Origin of the sequence: Enterobacter cloacae complex sp. SHL021, assembly GCF_049237765.1 — a bacterium.
GTDB classification, from domain to species: Bacteria; Pseudomonadota; Gammaproteobacteria; order Enterobacterales; family Enterobacteriaceae; genus Enterobacter; species Enterobacter cloacae.
The window spans coordinates 116,542-140,330 of record NZ_JBMKJG010000009.1 but is presented as its reverse complement, the minus strand read 5'-3'; the positions used below and the strand labels follow the sequence as shown (position 1 = coordinate 140,330).

At 55.4% G+C, this 23,789-nt stretch carries 24 protein-coding genes; 7 read left to right on the top strand and 17 right to left on the bottom strand.

The features are described from left to right. Positions 1–62: 62 nt before the first annotated feature. The gene (slyB, locus tag ACOTZF_RS11390; RefSeq protein ID WP_013096912.1) at positions 63–530 is read right to left on the bottom strand and encodes an outer membrane lipoprotein SlyB; all 468 of its coding nucleotides are present in this window, start codon (positions 528–530) and stop codon (positions 63–65) included. 254 nt (positions 531–784) lie between these two features. Between slyB and anmK the strand changes: the two genes are divergently transcribed. From anmK to pdxY, 5 genes are all read left to right on the top strand, one after another. Beyond that, positions 785–1,909 carry an anhydro-N-acetylmuramic acid kinase gene (anmK, locus tag ACOTZF_RS11385; protein ID WP_029882777.1) on the top strand — a complete coding sequence of 375 codons (1,125 nt, stop codon included), beginning with the start codon at positions 785–787 and terminating at the stop codon, positions 1,907–1,909. A 93-nt stretch (positions 1,910–2,002) separates the two neighbouring features. Then, positions 2,003–2,326 carry a C-type lysozyme inhibitor gene (mliC, locus tag ACOTZF_RS11380; protein WP_013096910.1) on the top strand — a complete coding sequence of 108 codons (324 nt, stop codon included), beginning with the start codon at positions 2,003–2,005 and terminating at the stop codon, positions 2,324–2,326. A 57-nt stretch (positions 2,327–2,383) separates the two neighbouring features. Next, positions 2,384–3,040, top strand: a complete 657-nt coding sequence (gene pdxH / locus ACOTZF_RS11375) for a pyridoxamine 5'-phosphate oxidase (RefSeq protein ID WP_129317873.1) — start codon at positions 2,384–2,386, stop codon at positions 3,038–3,040. Positions 3,041–3,165: 125 nt separating this feature from the next. Further along, positions 3,166–4,440, top strand: coding sequence for a tyrosine--tRNA ligase (gene tyrS / locus ACOTZF_RS11370; protein ID WP_014831636.1), 1,275 nt, complete (start codon positions 3,166–3,168; stop codon positions 4,438–4,440). Between the two features lie 66 nt (positions 4,441–4,506). Further along, a complete protein-coding gene (gene pdxY / locus ACOTZF_RS11365) occupies positions 4,507–5,367 on the top strand; it encodes a pyridoxal kinase PdxY (protein WP_013096907.1) in 861 nt (286 codons plus the stop codon). A gap of 86 nt (positions 5,368–5,453) precedes the next feature. Here the strand turns inward: pdxY and gstA are convergent, their stop codons facing one another. The 12 genes from gstA to blr all read right to left on the bottom strand — a co-directional run bounded on the left by gstA (position 5,454) and on the right by blr (position 15,641). Then, complete coding sequence (gstA, locus tag ACOTZF_RS11360) at positions 5,454–6,059, bottom strand: glutathione transferase GstA (RefSeq protein WP_058684454.1); 606 nt, start codon at positions 6,057–6,059, stop codon at positions 5,454–5,456. A 98-nt stretch (positions 6,060–6,157) separates the two neighbouring features. Next, positions 6,158–7,666: a dipeptide/tripeptide permease DtpA gene (gene dtpA / locus ACOTZF_RS11355; RefSeq protein WP_013096905.1), complete on the bottom strand. Its 1,509-nt coding sequence runs from the start codon at positions 7,664–7,666 to the stop codon at positions 6,158–6,160. A 615-nt stretch (positions 7,667–8,281) separates the two neighbouring features. Continuing rightward, positions 8,282–8,917, bottom strand: a complete 636-nt coding sequence (nth, locus tag ACOTZF_RS11350; RefSeq protein ID WP_020688297.1) for an endonuclease III — start codon at positions 8,915–8,917, stop codon at positions 8,282–8,284. Beyond that, entirely contained in the window at positions 8,914–9,600 is a 687-nt protein-coding gene (locus ACOTZF_RS11345; protein ID WP_023622212.1) for an electron transport complex subunit E, read from the bottom strand. The genes nth and ACOTZF_RS11345 overlap by 4 nt, the downstream gene beginning before the upstream one ends. 2 nt (positions 9,601–9,602) lie before the next feature. Next, complete coding sequence (gene rsxG, locus ACOTZF_RS11340) at positions 9,603–10,223, bottom strand: electron transport complex subunit RsxG (RefSeq protein WP_013096902.1); 621 nt, start codon at positions 10,221–10,223, stop codon at positions 9,603–9,605. Between the two features lie 10 nt (positions 10,224–10,233). Continuing rightward, positions 10,234–11,286: an electron transport complex subunit RsxD gene (gene rsxD / locus ACOTZF_RS11335; RefSeq protein WP_129251596.1), complete on the bottom strand. Its 1,053-nt coding sequence runs from the start codon at positions 11,284–11,286 to the stop codon at positions 10,234–10,236. Next, complete coding sequence (rsxC, locus tag ACOTZF_RS11330; protein ID WP_129251597.1) at positions 11,287–13,311, bottom strand: electron transport complex subunit RsxC; 2,025 nt, start codon at positions 13,309–13,311, stop codon at positions 11,287–11,289. It lies immediately after the preceding gene. After that, on the bottom strand, positions 13,304–13,882 hold the full coding sequence (rsxB, locus tag ACOTZF_RS11325; protein WP_013096899.1) for an electron transport complex subunit RsxB: 579 nt from the start codon (positions 13,880–13,882) through the stop codon (positions 13,304–13,306). The genes rsxC and rsxB overlap by 8 nt, the downstream gene beginning before the upstream one ends. Further along, complete coding sequence (rsxA, locus tag ACOTZF_RS11320; protein ID WP_129251598.1) at positions 13,882–14,463, bottom strand: electron transport complex subunit RsxA; 582 nt, start codon at positions 14,461–14,463, stop codon at positions 13,882–13,884. Before rsxA ends, rsxB begins: the two co-directional genes overlap by 1 nt. Before the next feature lie 76 nt (positions 14,464–14,539). Further along, positions 14,540–14,980, bottom strand: a complete 441-nt coding sequence (locus ACOTZF_RS11315; protein WP_013096897.1) for a DUF2569 domain-containing protein — start codon at positions 14,978–14,980, stop codon at positions 14,540–14,542. An 87-nt stretch (positions 14,981–15,067) separates the two neighbouring features. Beyond that, positions 15,068–15,283 (bottom strand): transcription modulator YdgT, encoded by a 216-nt coding sequence (gene ydgT / locus ACOTZF_RS11310; RefSeq protein WP_013096896.1) that lies wholly within the window; start codon positions 15,281–15,283, stop codon positions 15,068–15,070. Positions 15,284–15,515: 232 nt separating this feature from the next. Continuing rightward, complete coding sequence (gene blr / locus ACOTZF_RS11305; RefSeq protein ID WP_168112406.1) at positions 15,516–15,641, bottom strand: division septum protein Blr; 126 nt, start codon at positions 15,639–15,641, stop codon at positions 15,516–15,518. Between the two features lie 243 nt (positions 15,642–15,884). Here blr and ACOTZF_RS11300 point away from each other — a divergent pair, with 243 nt between their 5' ends. Further along, complete coding sequence (locus tag ACOTZF_RS11300; protein ID WP_129251599.1) at positions 15,885–16,925, top strand: oxidoreductase; 1,041 nt, start codon at positions 15,885–15,887, stop codon at positions 16,923–16,925. 44 nt (positions 16,926–16,969) lie between these two features. On the opposite strand, the gene add is transcribed toward ACOTZF_RS11300, so the two are convergent. The 3 genes from add to malX all read right to left on the bottom strand — a co-directional run bounded on the left by add (position 16,970) and on the right by malX (position 20,881). Then, positions 16,970–17,971, bottom strand: coding sequence for an adenosine deaminase (add, locus tag ACOTZF_RS11295; protein ID WP_129317871.1), 1,002 nt, complete (start codon positions 17,969–17,971; stop codon positions 16,970–16,972). Positions 17,972–18,067: 96 nt separating this feature from the next. Beyond that, the gene (locus ACOTZF_RS11290) at positions 18,068–19,240 is read right to left on the bottom strand and encodes a MalY/PatB family protein (RefSeq protein WP_062934336.1); all 1,173 of its coding nucleotides are present in this window, start codon (positions 19,238–19,240) and stop codon (positions 18,068–18,070) included. Positions 19,241–19,288: 48 nt separating this feature from the next. Then, the gene (gene malX / locus ACOTZF_RS11285; protein WP_020688287.1) at positions 19,289–20,881 is read right to left on the bottom strand and encodes a maltose/glucose-specific PTS transporter subunit IIBC; all 1,593 of its coding nucleotides are present in this window, start codon (positions 20,879–20,881) and stop codon (positions 19,289–19,291) included. A 178-nt stretch (positions 20,882–21,059) separates the two neighbouring features. Between malX and ACOTZF_RS11280 the strand changes: the two genes are divergently transcribed. Then, positions 21,060–22,088 carry a Mal regulon transcriptional regulator MalI gene (locus ACOTZF_RS11280; RefSeq protein WP_029882782.1) on the top strand — a complete coding sequence of 343 codons (1,029 nt, stop codon included), beginning with the start codon at positions 21,060–21,062 and terminating at the stop codon, positions 22,086–22,088. Positions 22,089–22,174: 86 nt separating this feature from the next. On the opposite strand, the gene ACOTZF_RS11275 is transcribed toward ACOTZF_RS11280, so the two are convergent. Then, positions 22,175–23,707 (bottom strand): YdgA family protein, encoded by a 1,533-nt coding sequence (locus ACOTZF_RS11275; RefSeq protein ID WP_046887918.1) that lies wholly within the window; start codon positions 23,705–23,707, stop codon positions 22,175–22,177. Between the last annotated feature and the right edge of the window lie 82 nt (positions 23,708–23,789).

Here is a 23,789-nt window from a genome sequence, read left to right as displayed (position 1 = left end):
ATTTATTATAATGATGCTATTTGTAAAAGGATGCGGCCTGGCAGCCACATCCTTTTTATGAATTAACGCGGAGAAACGGTAACCTGGCTACCGTTGCTTGCCAGCACGACGCGCTGACCGGCAGAGAAGCGGGTGCTGCCCTGTTTCTGCACAACCATAATGGTGCTGCCGTCGTCTTTACGGATTTCCAGCTCTACGCCCTGGGTTTTATTCATCGCACCCTGAACGCCCTGGCCTGCTACGCCACCCGCAACGGCACCTGCCGCAGTCGCCAGAGAACGGCCTGTACCACCGCCTACGGTGTTGCCCAGGAAGCCACCCAGAACCGCACCGCCGATGGCACCCATGACGTTGTTCTCGTCACCACCCTGAATTTGAACAGGACGTGCGTTAACAATCGTACCGTAAGTCACGTTCTGAACCTGTTTCGCTTCAGAAGCGCTATAAACGTCGCCAGAAAGTGAACTGTCATTCACACAGCCAGCCAGAGTTAAACCAATCAGCGAAACGCCCAGTACACGTAAAATCATTTGAATCTCCTGTTCACCAAAAACGCCCAATCCGGGCATCCGTTATGGCTAAATTATATGGCATAAAGGGCCATCGTTCATATCTTTGCACTAACAATCGGAAAATTGTACTTGAATTTGACTTAACGAGAGATAAACAAAATTTCGACGCGTTACCTCACTGAGAGTGTTAAAAAATATTATCGCCTGATGGCAAAGCGGGGCTGTTTATGGTTGAGTGGTTATCCTTAGCCCACGCAACGTAAGGAAAGCGCATGAAATCGGGTCGCTATATTGGTGTGATGTCAGGCACCAGTCTGGATGGGGTAGATGTCGTTCTGGCCGCCATAGACGAAAACATGGTGGCACAACAGGCAAGTCTGACCTGGCCTATCCCTGTTTCGCTGAAAGAGGAGATCCTGAGCATCTGCCAGGGGCAACAGCTGACGCTTTCGCAGCTTGGACAGCTTGATGTCAGGCTGGGGGCGCTGTTTGCCGATGCGGTGCTGGCGCTGATGCATAAAGAGAATCTCCGGCCGCAGGATGTGGTCGCGATTGGCTGTCACGGGCAGACCGTCTGGCACGAACCCACTGGCGATGCGCCGCATACCCTGCAAATTGGCGATAATAATCAGATTGTGGCAAAAACGGGCGTCACGGTCGTGGGCGATTTCCGGCGTCGCGACATCGCGCTGGGCGGGCAGGGTGCGCCGCTGGTGCCGGCCTTCCACCAGGCGTTGCTGGGGCACCCGTCAGAGCGCCGTATGGTGCTTAACATTGGCGGTATTGCCAACCTGTCGATGCTGATCCCGGGCCAGCCGGTACGGGGATATGATACTGGCCCGGGTAACATGCTGATGGATGCCTGGATCTGGCGTCAGTGCGGTAAACCGTATGATAAAGACGCGGAGTGGGCGAGCGAAGGCAAAGTCATTATCCCGCTGCTGCAGTCCATGCTTAGCGATCCCTGGTTTGCCCTGCCGGCACCAAAAAGCACGGGACGCGAGTATTTTAACTATGGCTGGCTTGAACGTCAGCTGGCTCGGTTCCCGGCGCTGGCACCGCAGGATGTTCAGGCGACGCTGGCCGAGCTCACGGCGGTCTCCATATCAGAACAGGTACTTTTGAGCGGTGGCTGCGAACGTCTGCTGGTCTGCGGGGGCGGAAGCCGCAACCCGCTGGTGATGGCGCGCCTTGCCGGGTTGTTGCCGGGCACCGAAGTGACAACCACCGATGAAGCAGGCATCAGCGGAGACGACATGGAAGCGCTGGCCTTCGCCTGGCTTGCCTGGCGTACCGTTGCCGGGCTACCGGGGAATTTGCCCTCAGTCACCGGCGCACGCGAAGCCAGCGTTCTCGGTGCCATTTTCCCGGCCAATCCCCGCCATAATCAGAGTTAACTGAAATTCAGCGCAGCGCGTCGCCGGTAAAATAAAAGGGAACAGGAGGGCCCGTTAGTCCTCCAGGACCAGGATAGTCTTCGGAATACGCTCATGAAAAAACTTCTTCTTATTGCTGTACCTGTCTTGCTGTCAGGCTGCAGCGTCTATAACCAGCTCGTTGAGCGCATGCAGACCGACACGCTGGAATATCGCTGTGATGAAAAGCCGCTGACCGTCAAGCTTAATAACCCACGCCAGGAAGCCAGCTTTGTCTATGACAATAAATTGCTGACGCTCAAGCAGGGGATCTCCGCCTCCGGCGCGCGCTACAGCGACGGTATTTACGTCTTCTGGTCGAAAGGTGACAGCGCCACCGTCTACAAACGAGACCGCATCGTGCTGAACAATTGCCAGCTCGAAAATCCGAAGCGTTGAGATTTTCACAGGGGCGGCGCACAATAGCGCCACCCAATCTCAACGTCACCTAATGCCATGTCTGATAACGACGAACTGCAGCAAATAGCGCATCTGCGCCGTGAATACACCAAAGGCGGCCTGCGTCGCCAGGATCTTCCCGCTGAACCTCTGGTGCTTTTTGAACGCTGGCTGAAACAGGCCTGTGAAGCAAAACTGGCCGACCCAACGGCCATGGTGGTTGCCACGGTGGACAAAAATGGTCAACCGTATCAACGTATCGTGCTGCTTAAGCATTATGACGAGAAAGGGCTGGTGTTTTACACCAACCTGGGCAGCCGCAAAGCACACCATTTAGAGAACAATCCCCGAATCAGTCTCCTGTTCCCCTGGCATATGCTGGAACGCCAGGTCATGGTCACAGGCAAAGCGGAGCGCCTTTCCACACTGGAAGTGGTGAAGTACTTCCACAGCCGCCCGCGTGACAGCCAGATTGGCGCCTGGGTCTCAAAACAGTCCAGCCGAATTTCTGCCCGCGGCGTGCTGGAAAGCAAATTCCTTGAACTCAAGCAGAAATTCCAGCAGGGCGAAATTCCACTGCCCAGCTTCTGGGGCGGTTTCCGTATCCCGATCGAGCAGATTGAGTTCTGGCAGGGGGGCGAACATCGCCTGCACGACCGCTTTTTATACCAGCGCGACAACGGCGGCTGGAAAATCGACAGGCTTGCACCGTAATCCCCGAAATTTGTTGATTTAAGCGCTAGCGCACGCCGCGCTTGCGCTTTATTCTATGGTCCTTTCGCATCAGGCGAAAAGTCGTGTACCGGCAAAGGTGCAGTCGTTTATACATGGAGAATTTGATGGCAAGCAGTAACTTGATTAAACAATTGCAAGAGCGGGGCCTCGTGGCCCAGGTGACGGACGAGGAAGCGTTAGCAGAGCGACTGGCGCAAGGCCCGATCGCGCTCTATTGCGGCTTTGATCCCACCGCTGACAGCTTGCATTTGGGGCATCTTGTTCCATTGTTATGCCTGAAACGCTTCCAGATGGCAGGCCATAAGCCTGTGGCCCTGGTGGGCGGCGCGACCGGTCTGATCGGCGACCCAAGCTTTAAAGCCGCTGAGCGTAAACTGAACACCGAAGACACCGTGCAGGAGTGGGTGGATAAGATCCGCAAACAGGTTGCACCGTTCCTCGACTTCAACTGTGGTGATAACGCCGCGATTGCCGCCAATAACTACGACTGGTTTGGTAGCATGAACGTGCTGACCTTCCTGCGTGACATCGGCAAACACTTCTCTGTTAACCAGATGATTAACAAAGAAGCGGTGAAACAGCGCCTGAACCGTGACGATCAAGGTATCTCCTTTACTGAATTCTCTTATAACCTGCTGCAGGGCTACGACTTCGCCTGTCTGAACAAACTGCACGGCGTCTGCCTTCAGATTGGCGGTTCTGACCAGTGGGGTAACATTACTTCCGGTATCGATCTGACCCGTCGCCTGCATCAAAACCAGGTGTTTGGTCTGACCGTTCCGCTGATCACCAAAGCCGACGGGACTAAATTCGGTAAAACCGAAGGCGGTGCGGTATGGCTCGATCCGAAGAAAACCAGCCCGTACAAATTCTATCAATTCTGGATCAACACCGCGGACGCCGATGTTTACCGCTTCCTGAAGTTCTTCACCTTCATGGACATTGAAACCATCAACGCCCTGGAAGAAGAAGATAAAAACAGCGGTAAAGCACCACGCGCGCAGTATGTGCTGGCGGATGAAGTGACCAAACTGGTTCACGGTGAAGAAGGTCTGGCCGCGGCGAAACGCATTACCGCAAGCCTGTTCAACGGTACGCTGAGCGATTTGAGCGAAGCTGACTTCGAGCAGCTGGCGCAGGATGGCGTACCGATGGTTGAGATGGAGAAAGGGGCTGACCTGATGCAGGCGCTGGTGGACTCTGAGCTGCAGCCGTCTCGCGGGCAGGCGCGTAAAACCATTGCGTCTAACGCCATCACCATCAACGGTGAAAAACAGGCTGACCCGGAATACACCTTCGCCGACAGCGATCGCCTGTATGGCCGCTACACGCTGCTGCGTCGCGGCAAGAAAAATTACTGTCTGGTCTGCTGGAAATAAATAAAAATCTCCAGGGGCGTGGGAAACCACGCCCTTTTTGTTTTTTCAGGGTTTGGTAAGCATAAAATGAAGAACATCCTCGCCATTCAGTCCCACGTTGTTTTTGGACATGCTGGCAATAGCGCGGCGGAATTCCCGATGCGCCGCCTCGGGGCTAACGTCTGGCCCCTCAATACCGTACAGTTCTCAAACCATACACAATACGGCAAATGGACCGGCTGCGTGATGCCGCCTTCGCATCTCACGGAGATCGTGCAGGGCATTGCCGATATCGACCAGCTCAAACGCTGTGACGCGGTTCTGAGTGGTTACCTGGGCTCCGCAGAGCAGGGGGAGCATATCCTCGGCATCGTTCGCCAGGTGAAAGCAGCTAATCCCGCAGCAAAATACTTCTGCGATCCGGTGATGGGTCATCCGGAAAAAGGCTGCATTGTGGCGCCTGGCGTGGCTGAATTCCATGTTCGCCATGCGTTACCTGCCAGCGATATCATCGCGCCCAACCTGATTGAGCTGGAGATCCTTTGCGAGCATCCGGTTAACAGCGTAGCAGAGGCGGTAAGCGCGTCTCGTGAACTGATAGCCCAGGGGCCTGAGATTGTGCTGGTGAAACATCTCGCCCGTGCAGGACTGAGCAGAGACCGCTTTGAGATGCTGCTGGTGACTAAAGACGAAGCCTGGCACATCAGCCGTCCGCTGGTGGATTTTGGCCTGCGTCAGCCAGTGGGCGTGGGAGATGTGACCAGCGGGCTGTTGCTGGTGAAACTGCTACAGGGTGCGACGCTGCGCGAAGCGCTTGAGCATGTGACTGCAGCGGTGTACGAAATTATGATTGCGACGAAAGAGATGCAGGAATACGAACTGCAGGTAGTGGCGGCACAGGATCGTATTGCGCAGCCGGAGCACTATTTCAGCGCAACACAGCTCTAAACTATGCCGGGTGGCGCTGCGCTTACCCGGCCTACAAATCCCGTAGGCCCGTGCAAGCGAAGCGCCGCCGGGCAATAACGACCCGGTTAATTCAATCCTTCCGCTTTCAGCGCCGCGGCCACCGCAGGGCGCTCCGCCATACGCGCCATATATGCTGCGATATGGTCTAACCCGTCCAGATTCAGCTTAACCGCATGCGCCCAGCGCAGCACGGTAAAGAGATACGCATCGGCAATGGTGAAGCGTGCCCCGCAGATATACTGATCGTCCTTCAATGACTCATTGACGTACTGCAGCTTTTTCTCCAGCAGGGCGCGAACGGTCGGTTTGTACTCTTCCGGTGTATCGGGGCGGAACAGTGGCGTAAATCCTTTATGCAGTTCGGTTGCAATATAGTTCAGCCACTCGAGCGTTTTATAGCGTGAAACCGTACTTACCGGGGCCAGCAGCTGGCGATCGGGCACGCTGTCTGCCAGGTACTGCATAATGGCGACGCCTTCTGTCAGCAGGGTACCGTCATCCAGAAGCAGGGCCGGAACTTGTCCCTTCGGGTTAATCGCAAAAAAATCGTCGCCGTTTTCCAGGCGCTTTTTCATCAGGTCAACGCCGTCCAGCGTGAAATCTTTGCCGCTCTCGCGCAGGGTAATATGGGAAGCAAGAGAGCACGCGCCCGGTTTGTAGAACAGTTTCATCGGTAACTCCTTTTTGCTGAGGTTTCAGCTATGTTAGTGCGCAAGCAAACAAAAAAAAAGCCGCTAATAAATTAGCGGCTCATCGTTTCTCAATAACGTTACGCGGTAGCGGTTTCGGTCGCTTTCGTCGCTTTGTCGTCGTCCTGAGTCATACGGTTCAGCTTCGGTGCCGTCAGCAGCATCAGCGCCGCGATAACCGCCGTTGCGATACCAATCTGCAGGAAGACGGTGCCGTATACATTCAGGGAGACCAGCGGGTCAGTCACATTCTCAGGCACCGCCATCAGGTTTGCGATTTTACCTGCGATGATGGCTGCACCGGCAGTGGTGAGGAACCAGCTACCCATGATGAAGCCCATCAGACGCTGTGGCACCAGCTGTGCAACCATCGCCAGACCCAGACCGGAGATCATCAGTTCACCGATAGACTGCAGGGCATAGCTGAGGATCAGCCAGTTAACGGAGACGATACCGGCGTCAGTCGCAAATTTGGTACCCAGTGGCAGCACCAGGAACGCACCAGAGCACAGCACCATACCGATGGCGAACTTGTGCGGCATTGGCAGACGGTCACCCATCTTGTTATAGATAGCCGCCAGAATTGGGCTACCAATCATGATCCAGAACGGGTTCAGCGCCTGATACTGCTCCGGCTCGAATGCGATACCCAGGATGGAGTGCTCAACGTTGCGAATAGCGAAGAAGTTCAGCGAGGTTGGCATCTGGCTGTAGAGCACGAAGAAGATAATCGCTTCCAGCATCAGGATGAAGGCCACAATCATCTTGCGACGGGCCGCACCCTGCATCGCGAAGGCTTCTTTCGCGAAGATGATGACGATACCCAGTGCCACCACGCCCAGAACGGCACGTGCAACACCCTGGTTATGCAGCAACCAGGTGGCGATGGCCGCGAGGATAACAACACCCACGATGGTGGCCAGCAGTTTGCCCATGTGCACCGGTTCGAAATCAGGTTTTGAACCGTAGTCCTTAACCCAGCTACGGCAGAACAGGAAGTTCACAACGGTAATCAGCATACCGACAAAGCTCAGCGCAAACGCCACGCTCCAGCCGAATTTTGCGGCGAGCCATGGAGTTGCCAGCATGGAGAAGAATGAACCAATGTTGATGGACATGTAGTACATGGTGAATGCACCGTCCAGACGTGGGTCATCTTTGCTGTAGCAGGTAGAGAGCAGGGATGATGGGTTCGCTTTGAATAATCCGTTACCGACGGCGATGGTTGCCATACCCATATAGACTACGGCTGCGTCATGACCAGACCAGGCAACCAGACCATAGCCGATTGCCAGAACAATGGCGCCCAGCATAATGACACGCTTCGTACCCAGAACTTTATCACCAAGCCAGCCGCCAATCGCGACCAGACCGTAAACGAGGGCACTGAATGAAGAGAACAGCGTGATGGAATCGGCTTCGGACATACCCAGCTGTTTTACCAGGTAAACCGCCATGATCCCTTGCAGGCCGTAATAACCAAAACGCTCCCATAACTCGATAGAGAAGATGAGATAGAACGCTTTTGGCTGTTTAAAAGCGTTCAAACTCACGCTTTCATCAGTTGGTTTATTGTTTGCAGTTGACACATATACCTCTTTTTTTACATCCCATATTAACGGGGGTGTTCATAGCGTGATGGTCGGAGTCCATCCGCTTTATAGTTATATTGGGAGGAGAAACGGCGGGTAATGTTCACTATCCTGACCCGTCTGGCAATACGTTTGTAATAATCTGTTACATATAACTGAGCCGCTATAATCCTCGGTTTCTGCAAATGTTATTCAGCGTTAAATTTCACACAATGGGTTTTGTTGGTTTTTTTGACTGCAAAAAACCGGCGGAGAGGGTTGTGTGGCGATATGTTCTGCTATTTACCGTTAAATGTAGTCATATAGCCCATATTCTGAAAAATGAGTGGTCTTATCTGCGGCTATTGAAGGATTACATCTTGTCTGGCAAAGGGTTTAGGTGGGATCTGACAACAAAAAATCAACATGAAGTTATCAGAGTGATCGCGATCACAAATGTATAGAAATTTTCGGTAGTGAAAAAACTATTAACCTGTTTGAGCGTTAAATGACCGAACAATTGACAGGGCGTAAGAGAACACAAGCGGACAACTTGCGGCCTAAAGGAAGGTTTTTAGTTAAGCCTTCCTTTAGTAAGGTCTTGATGATGCGAAAGTAAATAAATAGCGCCGTTCAGGGATACACTTTTTCTTTATATTCGCAGAGATCTTCAATGATACATGAGCCGCAGCGAGGCTTTCTGGCAATGCAGGTATAACGGCCATGCAGGATAAGCCAGTGATGACAGTCGACTTTGAATTCAGCGGGAACCACTTTTAACAGCTTCTCCTCCACCTGTTCGACATTTTTACCCGGAGCGAAGTTGGTTCGGTTAGCGACACGGAAAATATGGGTATCAACCGCGATGGTCGGCCAGCCAAACGCGGTGTTCAGTACCACATTCGCCGTTTTACGTCCCACACCCGGCAACGCTTCCAGCGCCTCGCGATCTTCCGGCACTTCACCACCGTGACGCTCCAGCAAAATGCGGCAGGTCTTAATGACGTTCTCCGCTTTGCTGTTAAACAGCCCGATGGTTTTGATATAAGACTTCACCCCTTCCACGCCCAGCTCCAGCATGGCTTTCGGGGTATTGGCCACCGGATAGAGCAGGGCGGTGGCCTTATTCACGCTCACGTCAGTGGCCTGAGCCGAAAGCAGCACTGCGATCAGCAGCTCAAACGGCGAAGTGAAATTCAGCTCAGTCGTCGGGTGCGGGTTTGCGTCCCGAAGACGGGTGAGGATCGCAATGCGCTTTTCTTTGTTCATGAGGCTTTCCCGGGTATCCCTTCCTGCACGCTGCGCTCAGCCGCGCGGCGCTTACGTTTTTCATCAATCAGGTATTTTATCGCCAGCATCATGCCAAGGCCAATAAACGCACCCGGTGGCAACATAGCCAGCAGGAACGGCGTGTCCGTATGAAACACCTCGATGCGTAAAACTTTAGCCCAGCTTCCCAGCAGCGCGTCTGCGCCGTCGAAGAGGGTACCGTTGCCAAGAATTTCACGCAGTGAGCCCAGAACGAACATCGCGCAGGTGGCTCCCATTCCGATGGAGAAACCATCCAGGGCCGACATCGCCGGGGTGTTCTTCACGGCAAAGGCTTCTGCACGCCCCACCACGATACAGTTGGTAACGATTAGCGGGATAAAAATCCCCAGTGACTGATACAGACCGAACGCGTAGGCATTAATCAGCATCTGAACGACGCTCACCACTGACGCGATGATCATGACGTAAATCGGAATACGGATTTCCGACGGCGTCCAGCGGCGCAGGGTGGAAATGGAGAGGTTGGTCAGGGTCAGCACCAGCGTGGTGGCAAGCCCCAGCCCCAATGCGTTGGTAGCGGTGGATGTCACCGCCAGCAGCGGGCACAATCCCAGCAGCTGTACCAGCGCGGAGTTGTTCTTCCACAACCCCTGGACAATGACCTCTTTAACCTGGCTCATGCTCACTCCTCACAGGCCGGAAGATTGTTAATCTGCGCAGGCAGCGTTTCTGCATACAGCCCGGCACGTTTTACGGCATTCACGACGGCACGCGGCGTAATGGTGGCCCCGGTGAACTGGTCAAACTCGCCGCCATCTTTCTTGACGGCAAATGCCGGGTCCGCTTCGCCGTGGATCACCTTACCGGCAAAATGCAAAATCCAGTCGCTCAGGCGTGTCTCAATTTTATCCCCAAGGCCCGGCGTTTCGTGGTGTTGAGTCACGCGGGTACCCAACACGGTACCGGAAAAATCGGTACCCACAAGGAGCTGAATGGCACCGGAATACCCGTCTGGTGCCGTGGCCTCCATCACCACGCCCACCGCGTTATCGCCTTTACGGGCGATATAGAGACGATGCGGGCCTTTACCTAACTGCGGCGCCTGTACCACGTAACAGCTTTTCTGCAGGTCATTATCGTAGAAATCAGACGGCATCACCTGATCGAACAGCGCGCGTTGCTGCTTCGCGGCCTGTTCATCAATGGTCGTTTTGGTCAGTTCGTTCACCAGTGCCGTCATCCCGGTGAGGACAGCAGCGAAAATGGCCAGCGTGACGCCATGTTTTTGCATTGTTTTCAGCATCGCGAAACCCTTAACGATGGCCGTACACGCGTGGGCGCGTGTAGTAGTCAATGAGCGGAACGGTGATGTTGGCAAGCAGGACGGCGAACGCTACGCCATCCGGGTATCCGCCGAAACTGCGGATCAGCCACACCAGCAGACCGGCCAGCGCACCGAAGATCAGACGACCGCGATTGGTGGTCGAGGCGGTTACCGGATCGGTCAGAATAAAGAACGCGCCCAGCATGGTGGCACCAGAGAGCAGATGCATCTGCGGGCTCGCCAGGGATTCAGGAGAGAAGAGCCAGCCCAGCGTGGAGCAGACCGCGAGCGTGACCAGGAAGCTCACCGGAATATGCCAGCGGATCGCTTTCTGCTGCAGCAGGAACAGGCCGCCCAACAGATATGCCAGGTTAACCCACTGCCAGCCTGCACCGGCCAGCACGCCGCTGTAGATGGCTGATTGCATGATCTGCTCAACGCTGTGCCCGGCACGCAGGGACGTTTTAAACGTATCGAGCGGTGTGGCCTGGCTGACACCATCCACGCCCATACGCAACGCATTCATATCGGCACCGGACGCCGTATGGCCGGAAAAGATCACCTGAAGGGCATCCATAAAACCCGGCACCGTGGCGGCGATATCGTGCGGCGGCAGCCAACTGGTCATTTGTACCGGGAAGGAGATAAGCAGTACCACGTAGCCGACCATCGCCGGGTTAAAGGGATTGTGGCCCAGCCCACCGTACAGCTGTTTGGCAATAATCACCGCAAACACCGTACCGAGCACGATCATCCACCACGGCGCAAACGGCGGAATACTGATGGCCAGCAGCAGGCCCGTCAGCAGAGCGGAGTTATCGCTGAGAATACGGGAGATGTTCATCTTACGCAGCTTCAGCACCAGCGCTTCGGCCGCTACGGCGCTGGCACAGCTCAGTGCTAACTGGAACAGGGTTCCCCAGCCGAAAAACCAGAACTGAACGGCAATACCCGGCAGTGCAGCCAGGCAGACCAGCATCATAATGCGCGACGTCTGGCGCTGGTTATGGGTGTAAGGGGAACTTGCGATTCTGAAAACCATTTAATCCTCGTTAACTGCTTGCTGTGCGGCTTTCTTCGCCTGAACGCGTGCAATCGCGGCGGCGACGGCGGCTTTGCGTGGATCGTCGTTCGCGGCAGGCTGTTGTACTTCCTGCTGAGCCGCTTTCCGTGCTTTGGCGCGGGCGATGGCCGCTTCGACAGCCGCTTTACGCGGATCGACCGGCGCCTCTTCTGCGGCCGGTTGCGGTTGCTGCGCCGCTTTACGCGCTTTAGCGCGGGCTATCGCGGCTTCAACAGCGGCTTTGCGCGGGTCTGCGGCCTCTTGCTCAACGACCACCTGCTGCTCTCCCGCTTTCCGTGCTTTGGCGCGGGCGATGGCCGCTTCAACGGCCGCTTTACGCGGATCAACACGGGTTTCTTCCGGTTGCCCTGATTGCGCTTTTTCCGCCTGACGCGCGCGCGCCGCGGCCTTACGCGCTTCACGTGCGGCAATGGCTTCGCTGTTATCTGGCTTCTCACCGGCGGAGATCACCACAGGTTGCGCTGCGGTTGCTTTTTTCTCGCGCACGCGAGCCAGCGCCGCGTTAATGGCATCCTGATCTTTCTCGCCTGGCTGAACGGCAGCCTGCTTATGACGCTCCTGACGGGCCAGTTTTTCACGCTCCAGACGAGCCTGGCGGGCTTCAAAGCGGGCTTTCGCTTCGGCAGCGCGTTTTTCTTCCATCGAGATGGCATGAATCTCGGCCTTCTCCTGACGGAAGTACTGCACCAGCGGAATGTTGCTAGGGCAGACCCAGGCGCACGCGCCGCATTCGATGCAGTCAGCCAGATTATGCGCTTGCGCTTTATCGTGCAGCTGACCTTTGCTGTACCAGTACAACTGCTGTGGAAGCAGATCGGCCGGGCAGGCATCGGCGCAGGCGCTGCAGCGGATGCAGCCTTTCTCTTCCTGCTCTTCACCCATTTCGGTGGGGGAGGGGGCGAGCAGACAGTTAGTGATTTTTACGACCGGAACGTCCAGCCACGGCAGGGTAAAGCCCATCAATGGGCCGCCCATGATCACCATCTGATCGCTGCCGGGACAGAATCCGGCCTGCTCCAGAAGATGACGAACCGGCGTGCCCAGACGCGCCCAGACGTTCCCCGGACGAGACACTGACTCGCCCGTCAGCGTCACCACGCGTTCGGTCAGGGGTTCACCGTCAATCACCGCGCGTTTCACGGCGTAGGCGGTACCCACGTTTTGCATCAGCACGCCAATATCCGACGAGCGGCCGCCGTGGGGAACCTGTTTTCCGGTGAGTATTTGCGTCAGCTGTTTTGCCCCGCCCGACGGGTACTTGGTCGGAATGACGCGCAGGCTGATATCGTGGCTACCGGCGAGTACCGCGCGCAGCATGGAAATGGCCTGCGGTTTGTTATCCTCAATGCCAATCAGCACTTCACGGGGTTGCAGCACATGGGCGAGGATACGGATCCCCTCCACGACCTGCGCGGCGCAGTCCTGCATCAGGCGGTCATCGGCGGTGATATAGGGTTCGCATTCGGCGGCGTTGATAATCAGGGTCTGAATTTTATCGCCGCCACCGCGCAGTTTGACGCCGGTCGGGAACCCTGCGCCACCCAGCCCGGCAACGCCGAACTGATGAATACGGTCGATAAGCGCTTCCCGGCTGCGGGCGCGGTAGTCGCTCCAGCCATCACGTTCGATCCAGCGGTCTTCGCCGTCGGCTTCAATAATGACGCTCAGTTCGGAGAGGGCTGACGGATGTGCAACGGTGTGTGGGGTAATCGCCACCACTTTACCGGATGTCGGGGCGTGGATCGGCAGCATACGCCCACGACCAAAGGTCAATGGCTGGCCGCGAAGGACGGTATCGCCTTCTTTAACGCACAACTCACCCTCAGCGCCAATGTGCTGCTTCAGCGGCATGACGAAACGGGTCGCCAGCGGAATTTGACGCAGCGGCGTGCCGCTGGACTGGGTTTTCATCTCTGGCGGATGGATCCCGCCGTCAAAGTCCCAAATCTTCTCTTTTCTGAAAGCAGAAAATAACTTAAGCATGTTGTTCCACAGGAATATTGCGAACCGGAATGGTTTGAAGATCCCACTTCCAGCTTTCGGTAGTCGTTTCAACCGGGCGCAACTCAATACATTGCGTCGGGCAGGGGGCCACGCAGAGGTTACAGCCGGTGCACAGATCCGCCACAACGGTGTGCATGGCGCGGGTGGCGCCAACAATGGCGTCGACAGGGCATGCCTGAATACACTTGGTGCAGCCAATGCAGTTCGCTTCGTCAATCACCGCGAGGGCACGCACGGGCTCCTGCACCTGCGCATCGCCATCAATGGGCTGTGGGTCGACGTTTAGCAGCGCTGCAATTTTTAGCATTACCGCTTCGCCGCCTGGCGCACAGCGGTTGATTTTCTCACCCTGAATACCCACGGCTTCTGCATAGGGACGACAGCCAGGATAGCCGCACTGCCCACACTGGCTTTGCGGCAAAAGCTCATCGATTTTTTCAACAACAGGATCGTCCTCTACCGCGAATCGGCGGGAGGCGTAACCCAGAATCAGGCCAAACACCAACCCCAGCACGCTGATGGAGGCGATGGCAATCCAGATGGTATTCATTACAACTTCACCAGACCACTAAAGCCCATAAAGGCCAGAGACATTAAACCTGCGGTCACCAGCGCAATCGCGTTTCCGCGAAAGGGCGCAGGGATATCCGCTGCGGCGAGGCGCTCACGAATAGAGGCAAACAGCACCATCACCAGCGAGAAACCGACGGCGGCAGAAAAACCGTACAGCGCCGACTGCATGAAATTATGCCCGAGATTAATGTTCAACAGCGCTACGCCAAGAACGGCACAGTTGGTGGTGATCAACGGCAGAAAGATACCCAGCAGACGATAGAGCGCCGGACTGGTTTTACGCACCACCATTTCGGTAAATTGCACCACCACGGCAATGACCAGAATAAAGGCCAGCGTACGGAGATAGACTAAACCCAGCGGGATGAGGATCCAGGTATCAATCAACCAGGCGCAGATGGACGCCATCGTCATCACGAAGGTGGTTGCCAGCCCCATGCCCATTGCCGTTTCCAGCTTTTTGGACACGCCCATAAACGGACACAGGCCAAGGAACTTCACCAGAACGAAGTTGTTAACCAGCACTGTGCCGACAAAGAGCAGTAAGAAATCGGTCATTATTCAGCCTGAAATAAAAAAGCCGCCTATTATCGGATAAACCACAACAGGCGACAACAGGTTATCTGTAAGGTTATTACGGATTCACGAAGGTGTTCTTCACCCGCGTCGAACGCTTGAAATAGGGCACCAGAAGCGCCGCCGCCAGTAACGGGAAAAGCAGCTGACGAACGGCCAGCGCATCCGAAACCGGTGAAAAAGCAAAGGCTTTCACCGCCAGCAGTACGGAAACGAGCAGCCAGATGATGTAGTGCTTAGGCACATTTTTGCGGCGTTTAAAGAACGCAATGGTTAGCCACAGCGTGTAGTACCACATGCCTATGGCGAAGACGAACGACACGAACCACAGCGTAATATTCAGCACACTTTGCGACATCAGGGTCTGGATTGCATGAGGGGTAACCAGCGCGGTGGTATAAAGCAGCAGCGCAAGTGATGCGCTTAATAAGGCAACCAGCAGCCATGCCAGTGGGGCGATTAACCAGCCTCCAATTCTTTCTCCAGGCGTTGCGGTCATGAACTCTCCCATAAATCTGCGCGAAATGTTGTACAGCCAGTTTGCAGGGCGGAGAGTATATAACATTTCGCGCGGATGGCTACTTTCTTATAAAACGTAACGCCATACGGACTTAGGCACTTCGCCGACGTTAAACAAACGGCCACCGGAGACCAGCTCCGCACGGCGATGATCCGCTGCACGATACATATTGATGATGTCCTGATTATCCGACAGCGTGTAGTTCAGGTGGTCAAACAGTTTTTCCAGGCTCTCAAGGGAATTGATCTTGCGAAATTTTAATAAATAGTCCTGAACTGTCATATTAATAAGTTTCCATATAAAAGTGAGTCATACCCGTTAAGGTAATTCGTTTGAATAATAAACGGATTAATAAAGACGTAAACTGCCCACTCAGGTAACGCGACTAAATTAGGAGTTTTCTTTGCGAAAGATTCAGGCATCTGATGATGCCTGGAAGAGAAGGTTAACCGTGTTCACCAGGAGTGGCAATAAGTAACTGACATATTATGTCACTCTTTATTACCGTAACCGGTTACTTAGGTTGGGCGACAGTGACAGGCTCCGGCGGTTGGTAGTTATCGATGTGGCTGGCAACGCCAAGCAAAATGACCGATACCCCAAGAACAATCCATCCCGCTAATTCAATGATTCGATTAATAATTGACGTCATAATTCGTGTTTGTAATTTATCCATAAATACCGGTTGCAAATGTTACAGCGCCAGGGGGGAGACAGCAAGTGCTTTGGGAACGGTTCCCTTAAGCACAATCAGCGGGTTAACCCCATATAACAAAAACAACCGGAGCAGGATGCTATTTTAAGTCATATGGCACATGCTTAATCTGTCATGAGGCCAGGTTAGCCAGTGTGAAATAAGAACATCACAGGAGAGGGCAACACTATGAGTGATAGCATCCGTGTCGGGCTTATTGGTTACGGGTATGCGAGCAAAACATTCCATGCGCCGTTAATTGCCGGTACGCCGGGAATGGCGCTGGCGGCGGTGTCGAGCAGTGATGCCACCAAGGTGCATGCCGACTGGCCCACCGTTCCGGTTGTCTCTGAGCCTAAGCACCTTTTCAATGATCCGAACATCGATTTAATTGTGATCCCCACGCCGAATGATACCCATTTCCCGCTGGCGAAAGCGGCGCTGGAAGCCGGTAAGCATGTCGTCGTCGATAAACCCTTTACCGTGACGTTGTCTCAGGCACGCGAGCTGGACGCGCTGGCGAAAAGCCTTGGCAGACTGCTGTCGGTGTTTCATAACCGCCGCTGGGACAGCGATTTTCTCACGGTAAAAGCGCTGCTCAGCGAGGGAACGCTCGGGGAGATAACCTTCTTTGAATCGCACTTTGACCGCTTTCGGCCGCAGGTGCGAAACCGCTGGCGTGAGCAAGCCGGGCCAGGCAGCGGCATCTGGTACGATTTAGCCCCACACCTGCTCGACCAGGCCGTGAATCTGTTTGGCCTGCCGGTGAGTATGACGGTCGATCTGGCCCAGCTCAGACCCGGCGCGCAAACGACCGATTATTTTCATGCCGTCCTGAGCTACCCGCAACGGCGGATAGTGCTGCACGGAACGATGGTTGCGGCTGCGGAATCTGCGCGTTATATCATTCACGGCACGCGCGGGAGCTATGTGAAGTTTGGTCTGGATCCGCAGGAAGACCGGCTGAAAAACGGCGAGCGTTTGCCTCAGGAAGACTGGGGATATGATATGCGAGACGGGGTGGTGACCAAAGTGGAGGGGGAGACGCTGGTGGAAGAAACCTTGCTGACGAGCCCGGGGAACTACCCGGCATATTATGCGGCCGTGCGTGATGCGCTGAACGGCACGGGGGAAAACCCGGTACCAGCCAGTCAGGCGATTCAGATTATGGAGTTGATTGAACTGGGCATTGAATCTGCCAAACATCGCGCCACGCTCTGTCTGGCATAAGTGTTGTTGGCCGGGTAGGGCGTAGCCGCCACCCGGCAAAGGGGTTACGCGTTTGCCACCTTATCCCGAAGCGCCTGCTTCTCTTCCGGCGTGAGGAAGGCCATCTCCAGCCCATTAATCTGCGCCTGGCGGATCTGTTCGCGGCTCAGGCCCGCCTGCGGTGCGGCGACAGTGTACTCGTGGATAATGTCCACGCCCTGTACCGCCGGGTCATCGGTATTCAGCGAGGCCAGCACGCCGTGCTCAAGGAAGGTTTTCAGCGGGTGCTTATCCAGCGCGGGCACGGTGCTGGTCTGAATATTGGAGGTCAGGCAGGATTCAATCCCGATACGTTGCTCGGCCAGGAAGTCCATCAGGGCGCGATCTTCCACCGCTTTTACACCGTGTCCGATACGCTCGGCACCCAGTTCACGGATGGCCTGCCAGATGCTCTCCGGCCCCGCCGCTTCACCGGCGTGTACGGTAACATGCCAGCCGGCATCGCGTGCGCGGTTGAAATGTGACAGGAACAGGCTGCCCGGGAAGCCCAGTTCATCCCCGGCCAGGTCGACGGCGGTGATCGCGTCACGATGCGCCAGCAGCGCTTCCAGTTCCTGCAGACAGGCCGCTTCGCCGAAGGTACGGCTCATGATGCCAATCAAATGGGCCTGCACATCGAAGGCTTTACACCCTTCACGGACACCTTCAATAACGGCTTCAACCACGCCTGCAACGGGCAGGCTGTGGGTCATCGCCATATAGCCTGGCGAAAAGCGCAGTTCGACATAATGCAGGCCGTTACGGGCGGCATCTTCGATATTCTCAAAAGCGACACGGCGACAGGCATCCAGTGAGGCCAGCATCTTTACGCCCCAGTCGAGTTTGCTCAAAAAACTGACCAGATCCGGTTCATTAGAGGTGACCTGAACGTGCGGGATCAGGGTTTCAAGCGATTGAGCAGGGAGCGTTAAATTGTACTGGCGGCCAAGATCGAGGATGGTTTGGGCACGAATGTTACCGTCAAGGTGACGATGAATATCTGTTAAAGGCAGGCGTGTATCAATCATGGTCGCACTCTTTTCTGGTTAAAGTGCGCCACATTATAAAAACAAAACGAGGTAAAAAGCTATTTGCGCAAGGGAATATTCCGTTGCGCAAACAAACTACAGGAGCGTGTTGATACCCGCAATCAGCCGCTGCACCCCTTGTTCCAGCTTGCTGCGCGGGCAGCCGGCATTCAGGCGGATAAAACCGATGCCTTCGTTTCCGTAGGTATATCCCGGCATGATGGCGACTTTTTGCTGCTCAATCAGCACGTTTTGCAGGGCGCGATCGTCAATATTTAACGGGCGCAGGTCAATCCAGGCGAGATAGGTCGCCTCGGGTGGCGTCCAGTTAAGTGCCGGAAAAGCGCTGTTCATTTCACGTGCGATAAATTTCAGGTTCTCTTCCAGATAGTCGCGCAGCGCGGCAAGCCACGGCTCACCCTGCTGATAGGCGGCAATATGCGCCGTCAGTGCCAGCACGGAGGGAGAGGAGAGACCGTCACGGCCTTTTAGCGCGCCCAGATACGCATTACGGCTCTCCTCATCGCCTATTAACCCATATGCGCCGGTCAGTGCCGGGATATTAAAGCTCTTGGAGCCTGAGGTCAGCAGTGCCCATTTACCACGCGCGACCTTGTTCCATGGCGTGTGGCGATGTTCTCCCCATACCATGTCCATATGAATTTCATCGCTTATCACCGCCACGTCATAGCGCGCGCACAACTCAGCCATCTGCGCCAGCTCCTCCTGCGTCCAGACCTTGCCGGTCGGGTTTTGCGGGCTGCACAGCAGCAATATTTTGTTTTCCGGTTTCGCCAGGGCGGCCTCTAGCGCGGCCATATTTCCCTGCCAGCCCGTCGCCTGTTTCTCCATCGCCACTGGCACTACGCGGCGCGCATTGCCTTCAATGGCTTTATAAAACGCGTCATAAGCCGGGGTATGCACCACCACACCGTCTCCCGGCATCGACCACAGGCGAATCAGCTCAGAGACCATATAGATCACGGAAGGGCCATAAACAACAGTTTCAGTATCAATCCGGCTGTTAAAACGTTGCTGGAACCAGTGCGCCACCGCGGCCAGGAATTCTTCGTTTTTCCAGCGGCTGTAGCCAAACACGCGGTGATCAATACGTTGATGTAGCGCATCGATAATGCAGGGGGCGGTGGCGAAATCCATATCAGAGATCGTAAAGGGCAGCAGGTCGGCGGCACCAAAACGGTCGGCAACATAATCCCACTGTGTACACCAGGTGCCGTGGCGATCGACAACGGTCGAGAAATCAAACATGACGTATGTCCTTAAAGTAAAACCCCCTCAGCGTGAGGGGGTGAGGCATCAGGCTTCGACTGTGCGCATCAGGGTGGCCAGCTCATCTTTGACCGACTGCACCTGCGGGCCGATAACCACCTGCAAATTGTGCTGATTCAACTGTACCACGCCGATTGCCCGGTTGGCTTTCAGGGCATTGGTATCCACTTTCGACATATCCGCCACCGACAGACGCAGACGGGTAATGCAGTTATCCAGAGAGGTAATGTTATCCGCACCGCCCAGCGCCGCCAGAATTGCCGGCGTGTTATAACCCGATTTACCCACTGTACCGGCAACGGCCTGTTCCACGCTGGTGGCGGTTTCGGCATCGCGGCCTGGCGTTTTCAGGTTAAAGCGGGTGATGGCGAAGCGGAAGATACCGTAGTACACCACGAACCAGATCGCCGCCACGACCGGCACCAGATACCACTTGGTGGACAAACCATGCAGGATGCCGAACACCACGAAATCAATTACGTTGCCGTCGGTGTTACCGATGGTGACGCCCAGCACCGCCATCACGGTAAAGCCCAGACCGGTCAGCACCGCGTGGATGAGATACAGCACCGGCGCGACAAACAGGAACAGGAATTCGATAGGCTCAGTCGTACCGCCTACAACGCAGGCGATTACCCCGGAAATCAACAGCCCTTTAATTTTGTGACGATTTTCCGGTCGGGCGCAGTGGTACATCGCCAGCGCCGCGCCTGGCAGACCGCCGAGGAAGGCCGGCATTTTACCCTGTGACAGGAAGCGGGTCGCACTCTCAGAGAAGCCATGAGTGGTTGGGCAGCTCAGCTGCGCCTGGAAGATGGTCAGCGCACCGCTTACATCATGACCGCACACTTCCATGGTACCGCCTGCTTCGGTGAAGCGAATCAGCGCCACCAGAATATGTTGCAGGCCAAACGGCAGCAGCAGACGTTCGCCGGTACCGAAGATCATCGGGCCGAAATCGCCCGCGCCGTTAATGATACGGCCAATACCGTTGATACCGAGCGCAAAGACCGGCCAGATCAGCGGGATGACCAGACCAAACAGCCCCATGACCACGAGAGTAATAATTGGCACGAAGCGGGTGCCGCCGAAGAATGCCAGGGCATCGGGGAGGCGGATATTGTGGAAGCGCTCATGCAGCATCCAGATAATGACCCCCGCGATCACCGCGCCGAGGATCCCGGTGTCGATGGACTGAATACCAATCACGCTCTGAATGTTGTTGGCTTTCAGCACCGCAGCATCGGTAGTGGGCAGGATGCCTTTGGCGGTCAGCCAGAAGTTCACCGCAAGGTTCATCACCGCGTAGCCCACAAAACCGGCGAACGCCGCCACGCCTTTATTCTCACGCGCCAGGCCCAGCGGGATGGCGATACAGAACATCACGGGCAGGAAACTGAAGGCAAAGGAGCCGACCTTACTCATCCAGATAAAGATCGCCTGCAGCACAGGGGTACCGAGGAACGGGATCAGCGTAATGACGTCCTTACTGCTGAGCGAGCTGCCGATCCCGAGCATGATCCCGCAGAACGAGAGAAGCGCCACGGGCAGCATAAAGGTTTTACCCAGTTGCTGGAAAAATTCCCACAGCGATATTTTTTGTGCTGTTTTCGCCGTCATAAAACGACTCCTTTATTGTTAAAATCAGTTTGTCTGCTTCAATGCTGCGAGAAGATAAAACGTTTTATCAAAGTTTAGTGCGCGCTGAATCACATTCTCAGCCTTTCACTGGTAGTATAAAGATAACGTATTGATAAAACGTTTTACCGATCTCATTATCAGGGAGTCACGCCAACACATGGCTGTAGCGAAAAAGATCACCATCAACGATGTCGCGCTGGCGGCGGGGGTTTCCGTCAGCACCGTTTCACTGGTCCTGAGTGGAAAAGGGCGCATCTCTCCCGCGACCGGTCAGCGGGTTAACGACGCCGTTGAACAACTGGGTTTTGTGCGTAACCGTCAGGCGTCGGCCCTGCGCGGGGGACAAAGCGGCGTGATTGGCCTGATCGTGCGTGACCTGACTTCACCCTTTTACGCCGAACTGACCGCCGGGTTAACCGAAGCGCTGGAGGCGCAGGGACGAATGGTGTTTCTGCTCCACGGCGGGCGCGAGCCGGACCAGCTTCTTTCCCGGCTCGACATGCTGCTCACCCAGGGCGTTGACGGTGTGATTGTTGCCGGAGCGTCGGGCGTGAGTAGTGAATTATGCGAGCGCGCGGCCGCTAAAGGGGTGCCGCTGGTCTTTGCGTCGCGCGCCAGTTATCTGGATGAAGCCGATACCCTGCGGCCAGACAACATGCAGGCGGCTCAAATGTTGACCGAGCATCTTATTCGTCGCGGGCATCAGCGGATTGCCTGGCTCGGCGGAAAAAGCTCGTCGCTGACCCGCGCCGAACGGGTGGGCGGTTATTGCGCGACGCTGATTAAATACGGTTTACCGTTCCACAGCGAGTGGGTGGTAGAGTGTGAATCCAGTCAGAAAAAAGCCGCAGAAGCGATCGGTGCACTGTTAAGCAGCAGTCCGACGATAAGCGCCGTGATTTGCTATAACGATGTGATTGCGATGGGGGCCTGGTTTGGTCTGATCCGCGCCGGGCGTCAGAGCGGTGAGGGGGGTGTTGAAACCTTCTTCGGCCATCAGGTGGCGTTAGGGGCATTTGCCGACGTTGGCGAAAATGCGCTGGACGATCTGCCCATCGTCTGGGCCACCACGCCCGCACGGGAGATGGGCTACACGCTGGCGGACAGGATCATGCAACGCATCGAAAAAACAGACGTGCAGGCCGGGCACCAGATTGTGGCGGCGCGGTTAGTCACGGTGAAATAACCCAGAGCACGTTGCGGAGCGTAGGCCAGATAAGACATCGCCGCCCCCCGGCAATAAAAAACCCCTCATGCGAGGGGTTTTGTCGTTTACTGCTGTGGCGCCGCAGGTTCGGCTGGCGCTGCTGGTTCAGCCGGTTCCGGCATGCCCAGGGCAGGCATACCAAACATGCCGACAAAGTCCTCCAGCGGCATTTTGTCACCGTTGAGCGTCACCTGGCCGTTGGCATATTGCAGGCTGGTGGAAATCGTGTTGTCGTCCACCTTCGTGATACGGAACATCTGGCCCATCGCCGCCAGGCCTTTCACCTGCTGGTTTGCCAGCTTGCCGGCATCGTCATCGCCGTACCCTTCAAGCTTCGCAATCTGAGTCATAAACTCGGTTGCCATGTCCATTGGGATCGTCAGCTTGCTGTCCAGAGACTTCACGCTGCGATCCACTTCCTGGGCCAGCGTTTGCGGTTCGCCCGTTGCGGTTGCCGGATCTTTCAGGAACAGAGACAGGTTAAAGCTGGTTTCGCCTTTGCTGTTTTTCCAGCTCAGCGGAGCGACGGTGATCACCGGTTCACCTTTGAGCAGAATAGGCAGGTTGTTGAACAGCACGGCCATCGCCTGCTGCTGATACACTTCCGGGTTCTGCTGCAGCGCGGCATCGGTCAGCAGAGCCTGGCTCTCTTTGCTGTATTTCTGGCTGAATTCATGCCACGCCTGACCGTCAATATTGCCGATCTTCAGCGAAAGCTTGCCGGTACCCAGATCCTGATTCTGCACTTTCAGGCTCTTCAGGGTATAATCCAGCTGAGTATTGATGCTCTTACCGTCTTTGGAGACATCCGATTTACCATCAACGTCCATGCCTTCCAGCACGGCCATCTCTTTACCTTCAATCGCAATGGCAATCTTATCAATCGAGAGTTTCTGATCGCCGATACGCTCTTTGAAGTCGGTCATGCGGCTGTTGCCGTCTGCTTTCAAATTGTTGAAGGTAATCTGTACCTTCTGATCGTATTCGTTAACGGCGTTGACCAGACCGCTTTGCGCTTCCCCTGTCAGGGAGAGCACGTTCCCCTCGCGGTCAGCATCTACGGTGAAGTTGCCACCGCTGAAGGTGACTTTCTCGTTCTCTTTCTCGTAGTTCAGCGCCTTCAGCGCGATATTCGAGCTGGTGTCACCGGCATAGCTGATGCGGGTATCAACCGCGAAAGGTGATTCATTTTTTGCCAGTTCGAACAGCGGCTTAGTTAAGTCGTTATTCACCAGCACGGTGTGAACGGACGCCATTGATGGGATCAGATTAAAGGACTTCAGCTGCGCCAGCGGGAACGGACCGTGACTTACCACCTCATCCAGCACCACCGTCTGGCCCGGCTTCAGCCAGCCATTTTCATTTCCGGCAACGGGCTTCACCACAAGCTGCATATGGCTGGTGAATACCCCGCGCTCATAATTCTGATAGCTCAGCTCTACACCCGCTTCCGGTGCGCCACGCTTAATTTGGCTGTTAGCCTGTGCCACCATCTCAGCCAGACGGCTCTCCAGCTGCTTCCCGGTAAACCAGGATGCTCCCGTCCAGACTACGCCTAACGCTACAATCACGCCTACCGCTACGACCGATTTTTTCATTGCGACTATCCCTAAAATGAAACCAGGCGGTAGAAACCGCCCGGAGATATAAAGCCTGCCACTAGCTTAGCAAGAGTTGTTA

What these genes read in the sequence shown, in the direction of transcription:
- slyB (WP_013096912.1), bottom strand. Translation starts at nt 530, where the DNA reads ATGATTTTACGTGTACTGGGCGTTTCGCTGATTGGTTTAACTCTGGCT.
- anmK (WP_029882777.1), top strand. Translation starts at nt 785, where the DNA reads ATGAAATCGGGTCGCTATATTGGTGTGATGTCAGGCACCAGTCTGGAT.
- mliC (WP_013096910.1), top strand. Translation starts at nt 2,003, where the DNA reads ATGAAAAAACTTCTTCTTATTGCTGTACCTGTCTTGCTGTCAGGCTGC.
- pdxH (WP_129317873.1), top strand. Translation starts at nt 2,384, where the DNA reads ATGTCTGATAACGACGAACTGCAGCAAATAGCGCATCTGCGCCGTGAA.
- tyrS (WP_014831636.1), top strand. Translation starts at nt 3,166, where the DNA reads ATGGCAAGCAGTAACTTGATTAAACAATTGCAAGAGCGGGGCCTCGTG.
- pdxY (WP_013096907.1), top strand. Translation starts at nt 4,507, where the DNA reads ATGAAGAACATCCTCGCCATTCAGTCCCACGTTGTTTTTGGACATGCT.
- gstA (WP_058684454.1), bottom strand. Translation starts at nt 6,059, where the DNA reads ATGAAACTGTTCTACAAACCGGGCGCGTGCTCTCTTGCTTCCCATATT.
- nth (WP_020688297.1), bottom strand. Translation starts at nt 8,917, where the DNA reads ATGAACAAAGAAAAGCGCATTGCGATCCTCACCCGTCTTCGGGACGCA.
- ACOTZF_RS11345 (WP_023622212.1), bottom strand. Translation starts at nt 9,600, where the DNA reads ATGAGCCAGGTTAAAGAGGTCATTGTCCAGGGGTTGTGGAAGAACAAC.
- rsxG (WP_013096902.1), bottom strand. Translation starts at nt 10,223, where the DNA reads ATGCTGAAAACAATGCAAAAACATGGCGTCACGCTGGCCATTTTCGCT.
- rsxD (WP_129251596.1), bottom strand. Translation starts at nt 11,286, where the DNA reads ATGGTTTTCAGAATCGCAAGTTCCCCTTACACCCATAACCAGCGCCAG.
- rsxC (WP_129251597.1), bottom strand. Translation starts at nt 13,311, where the DNA reads ATGCTTAAGTTATTTTCTGCTTTCAGAAAAGAGAAGATTTGGGACTTT.
- rsxB (WP_013096899.1), bottom strand. Translation starts at nt 13,882, where the DNA reads ATGAATACCATCTGGATTGCCATCGCCTCCATCAGCGTGCTGGGGTTG.
- rsxA (WP_129251598.1), bottom strand. Translation starts at nt 14,463, where the DNA reads ATGACCGATTTCTTACTGCTCTTTGTCGGCACAGTGCTGGTTAACAAC.
- ACOTZF_RS11315 (WP_013096897.1), bottom strand. Translation starts at nt 14,980, where the DNA reads ATGACCGCAACGCCTGGAGAAAGAATTGGAGGCTGGTTAATCGCCCCA.
- ydgT (WP_013096896.1), bottom strand. Translation starts at nt 15,283, where the DNA reads ATGACAGTTCAGGACTATTTATTAAAATTTCGCAAGATCAATTCCCTT.
- ACOTZF_RS11300 (WP_129251599.1), top strand. Translation starts at nt 15,885, where the DNA reads ATGAGTGATAGCATCCGTGTCGGGCTTATTGGTTACGGGTATGCGAGC.
- add (WP_129317871.1), bottom strand. Translation starts at nt 17,971, where the DNA reads ATGATTGATACACGCCTGCCTTTAACAGATATTCATCGTCACCTTGAC.
- ACOTZF_RS11290 (WP_062934336.1), bottom strand. Translation starts at nt 19,240, where the DNA reads ATGTTTGATTTCTCGACCGTTGTCGATCGCCACGGCACCTGGTGTACA.
- malX (WP_020688287.1), bottom strand. Translation starts at nt 20,881, where the DNA reads ATGACGGCGAAAACAGCACAAAAAATATCGCTGTGGGAATTTTTCCAG.
- ACOTZF_RS11280 (WP_029882782.1), top strand. Translation starts at nt 21,060, where the DNA reads ATGGCTGTAGCGAAAAAGATCACCATCAACGATGTCGCGCTGGCGGCG.
- ACOTZF_RS11275 (WP_046887918.1), bottom strand. Translation starts at nt 23,707, where the DNA reads ATGAAAAAATCGGTCGTAGCGGTAGGCGTGATTGTAGCGTTAGGCGTA.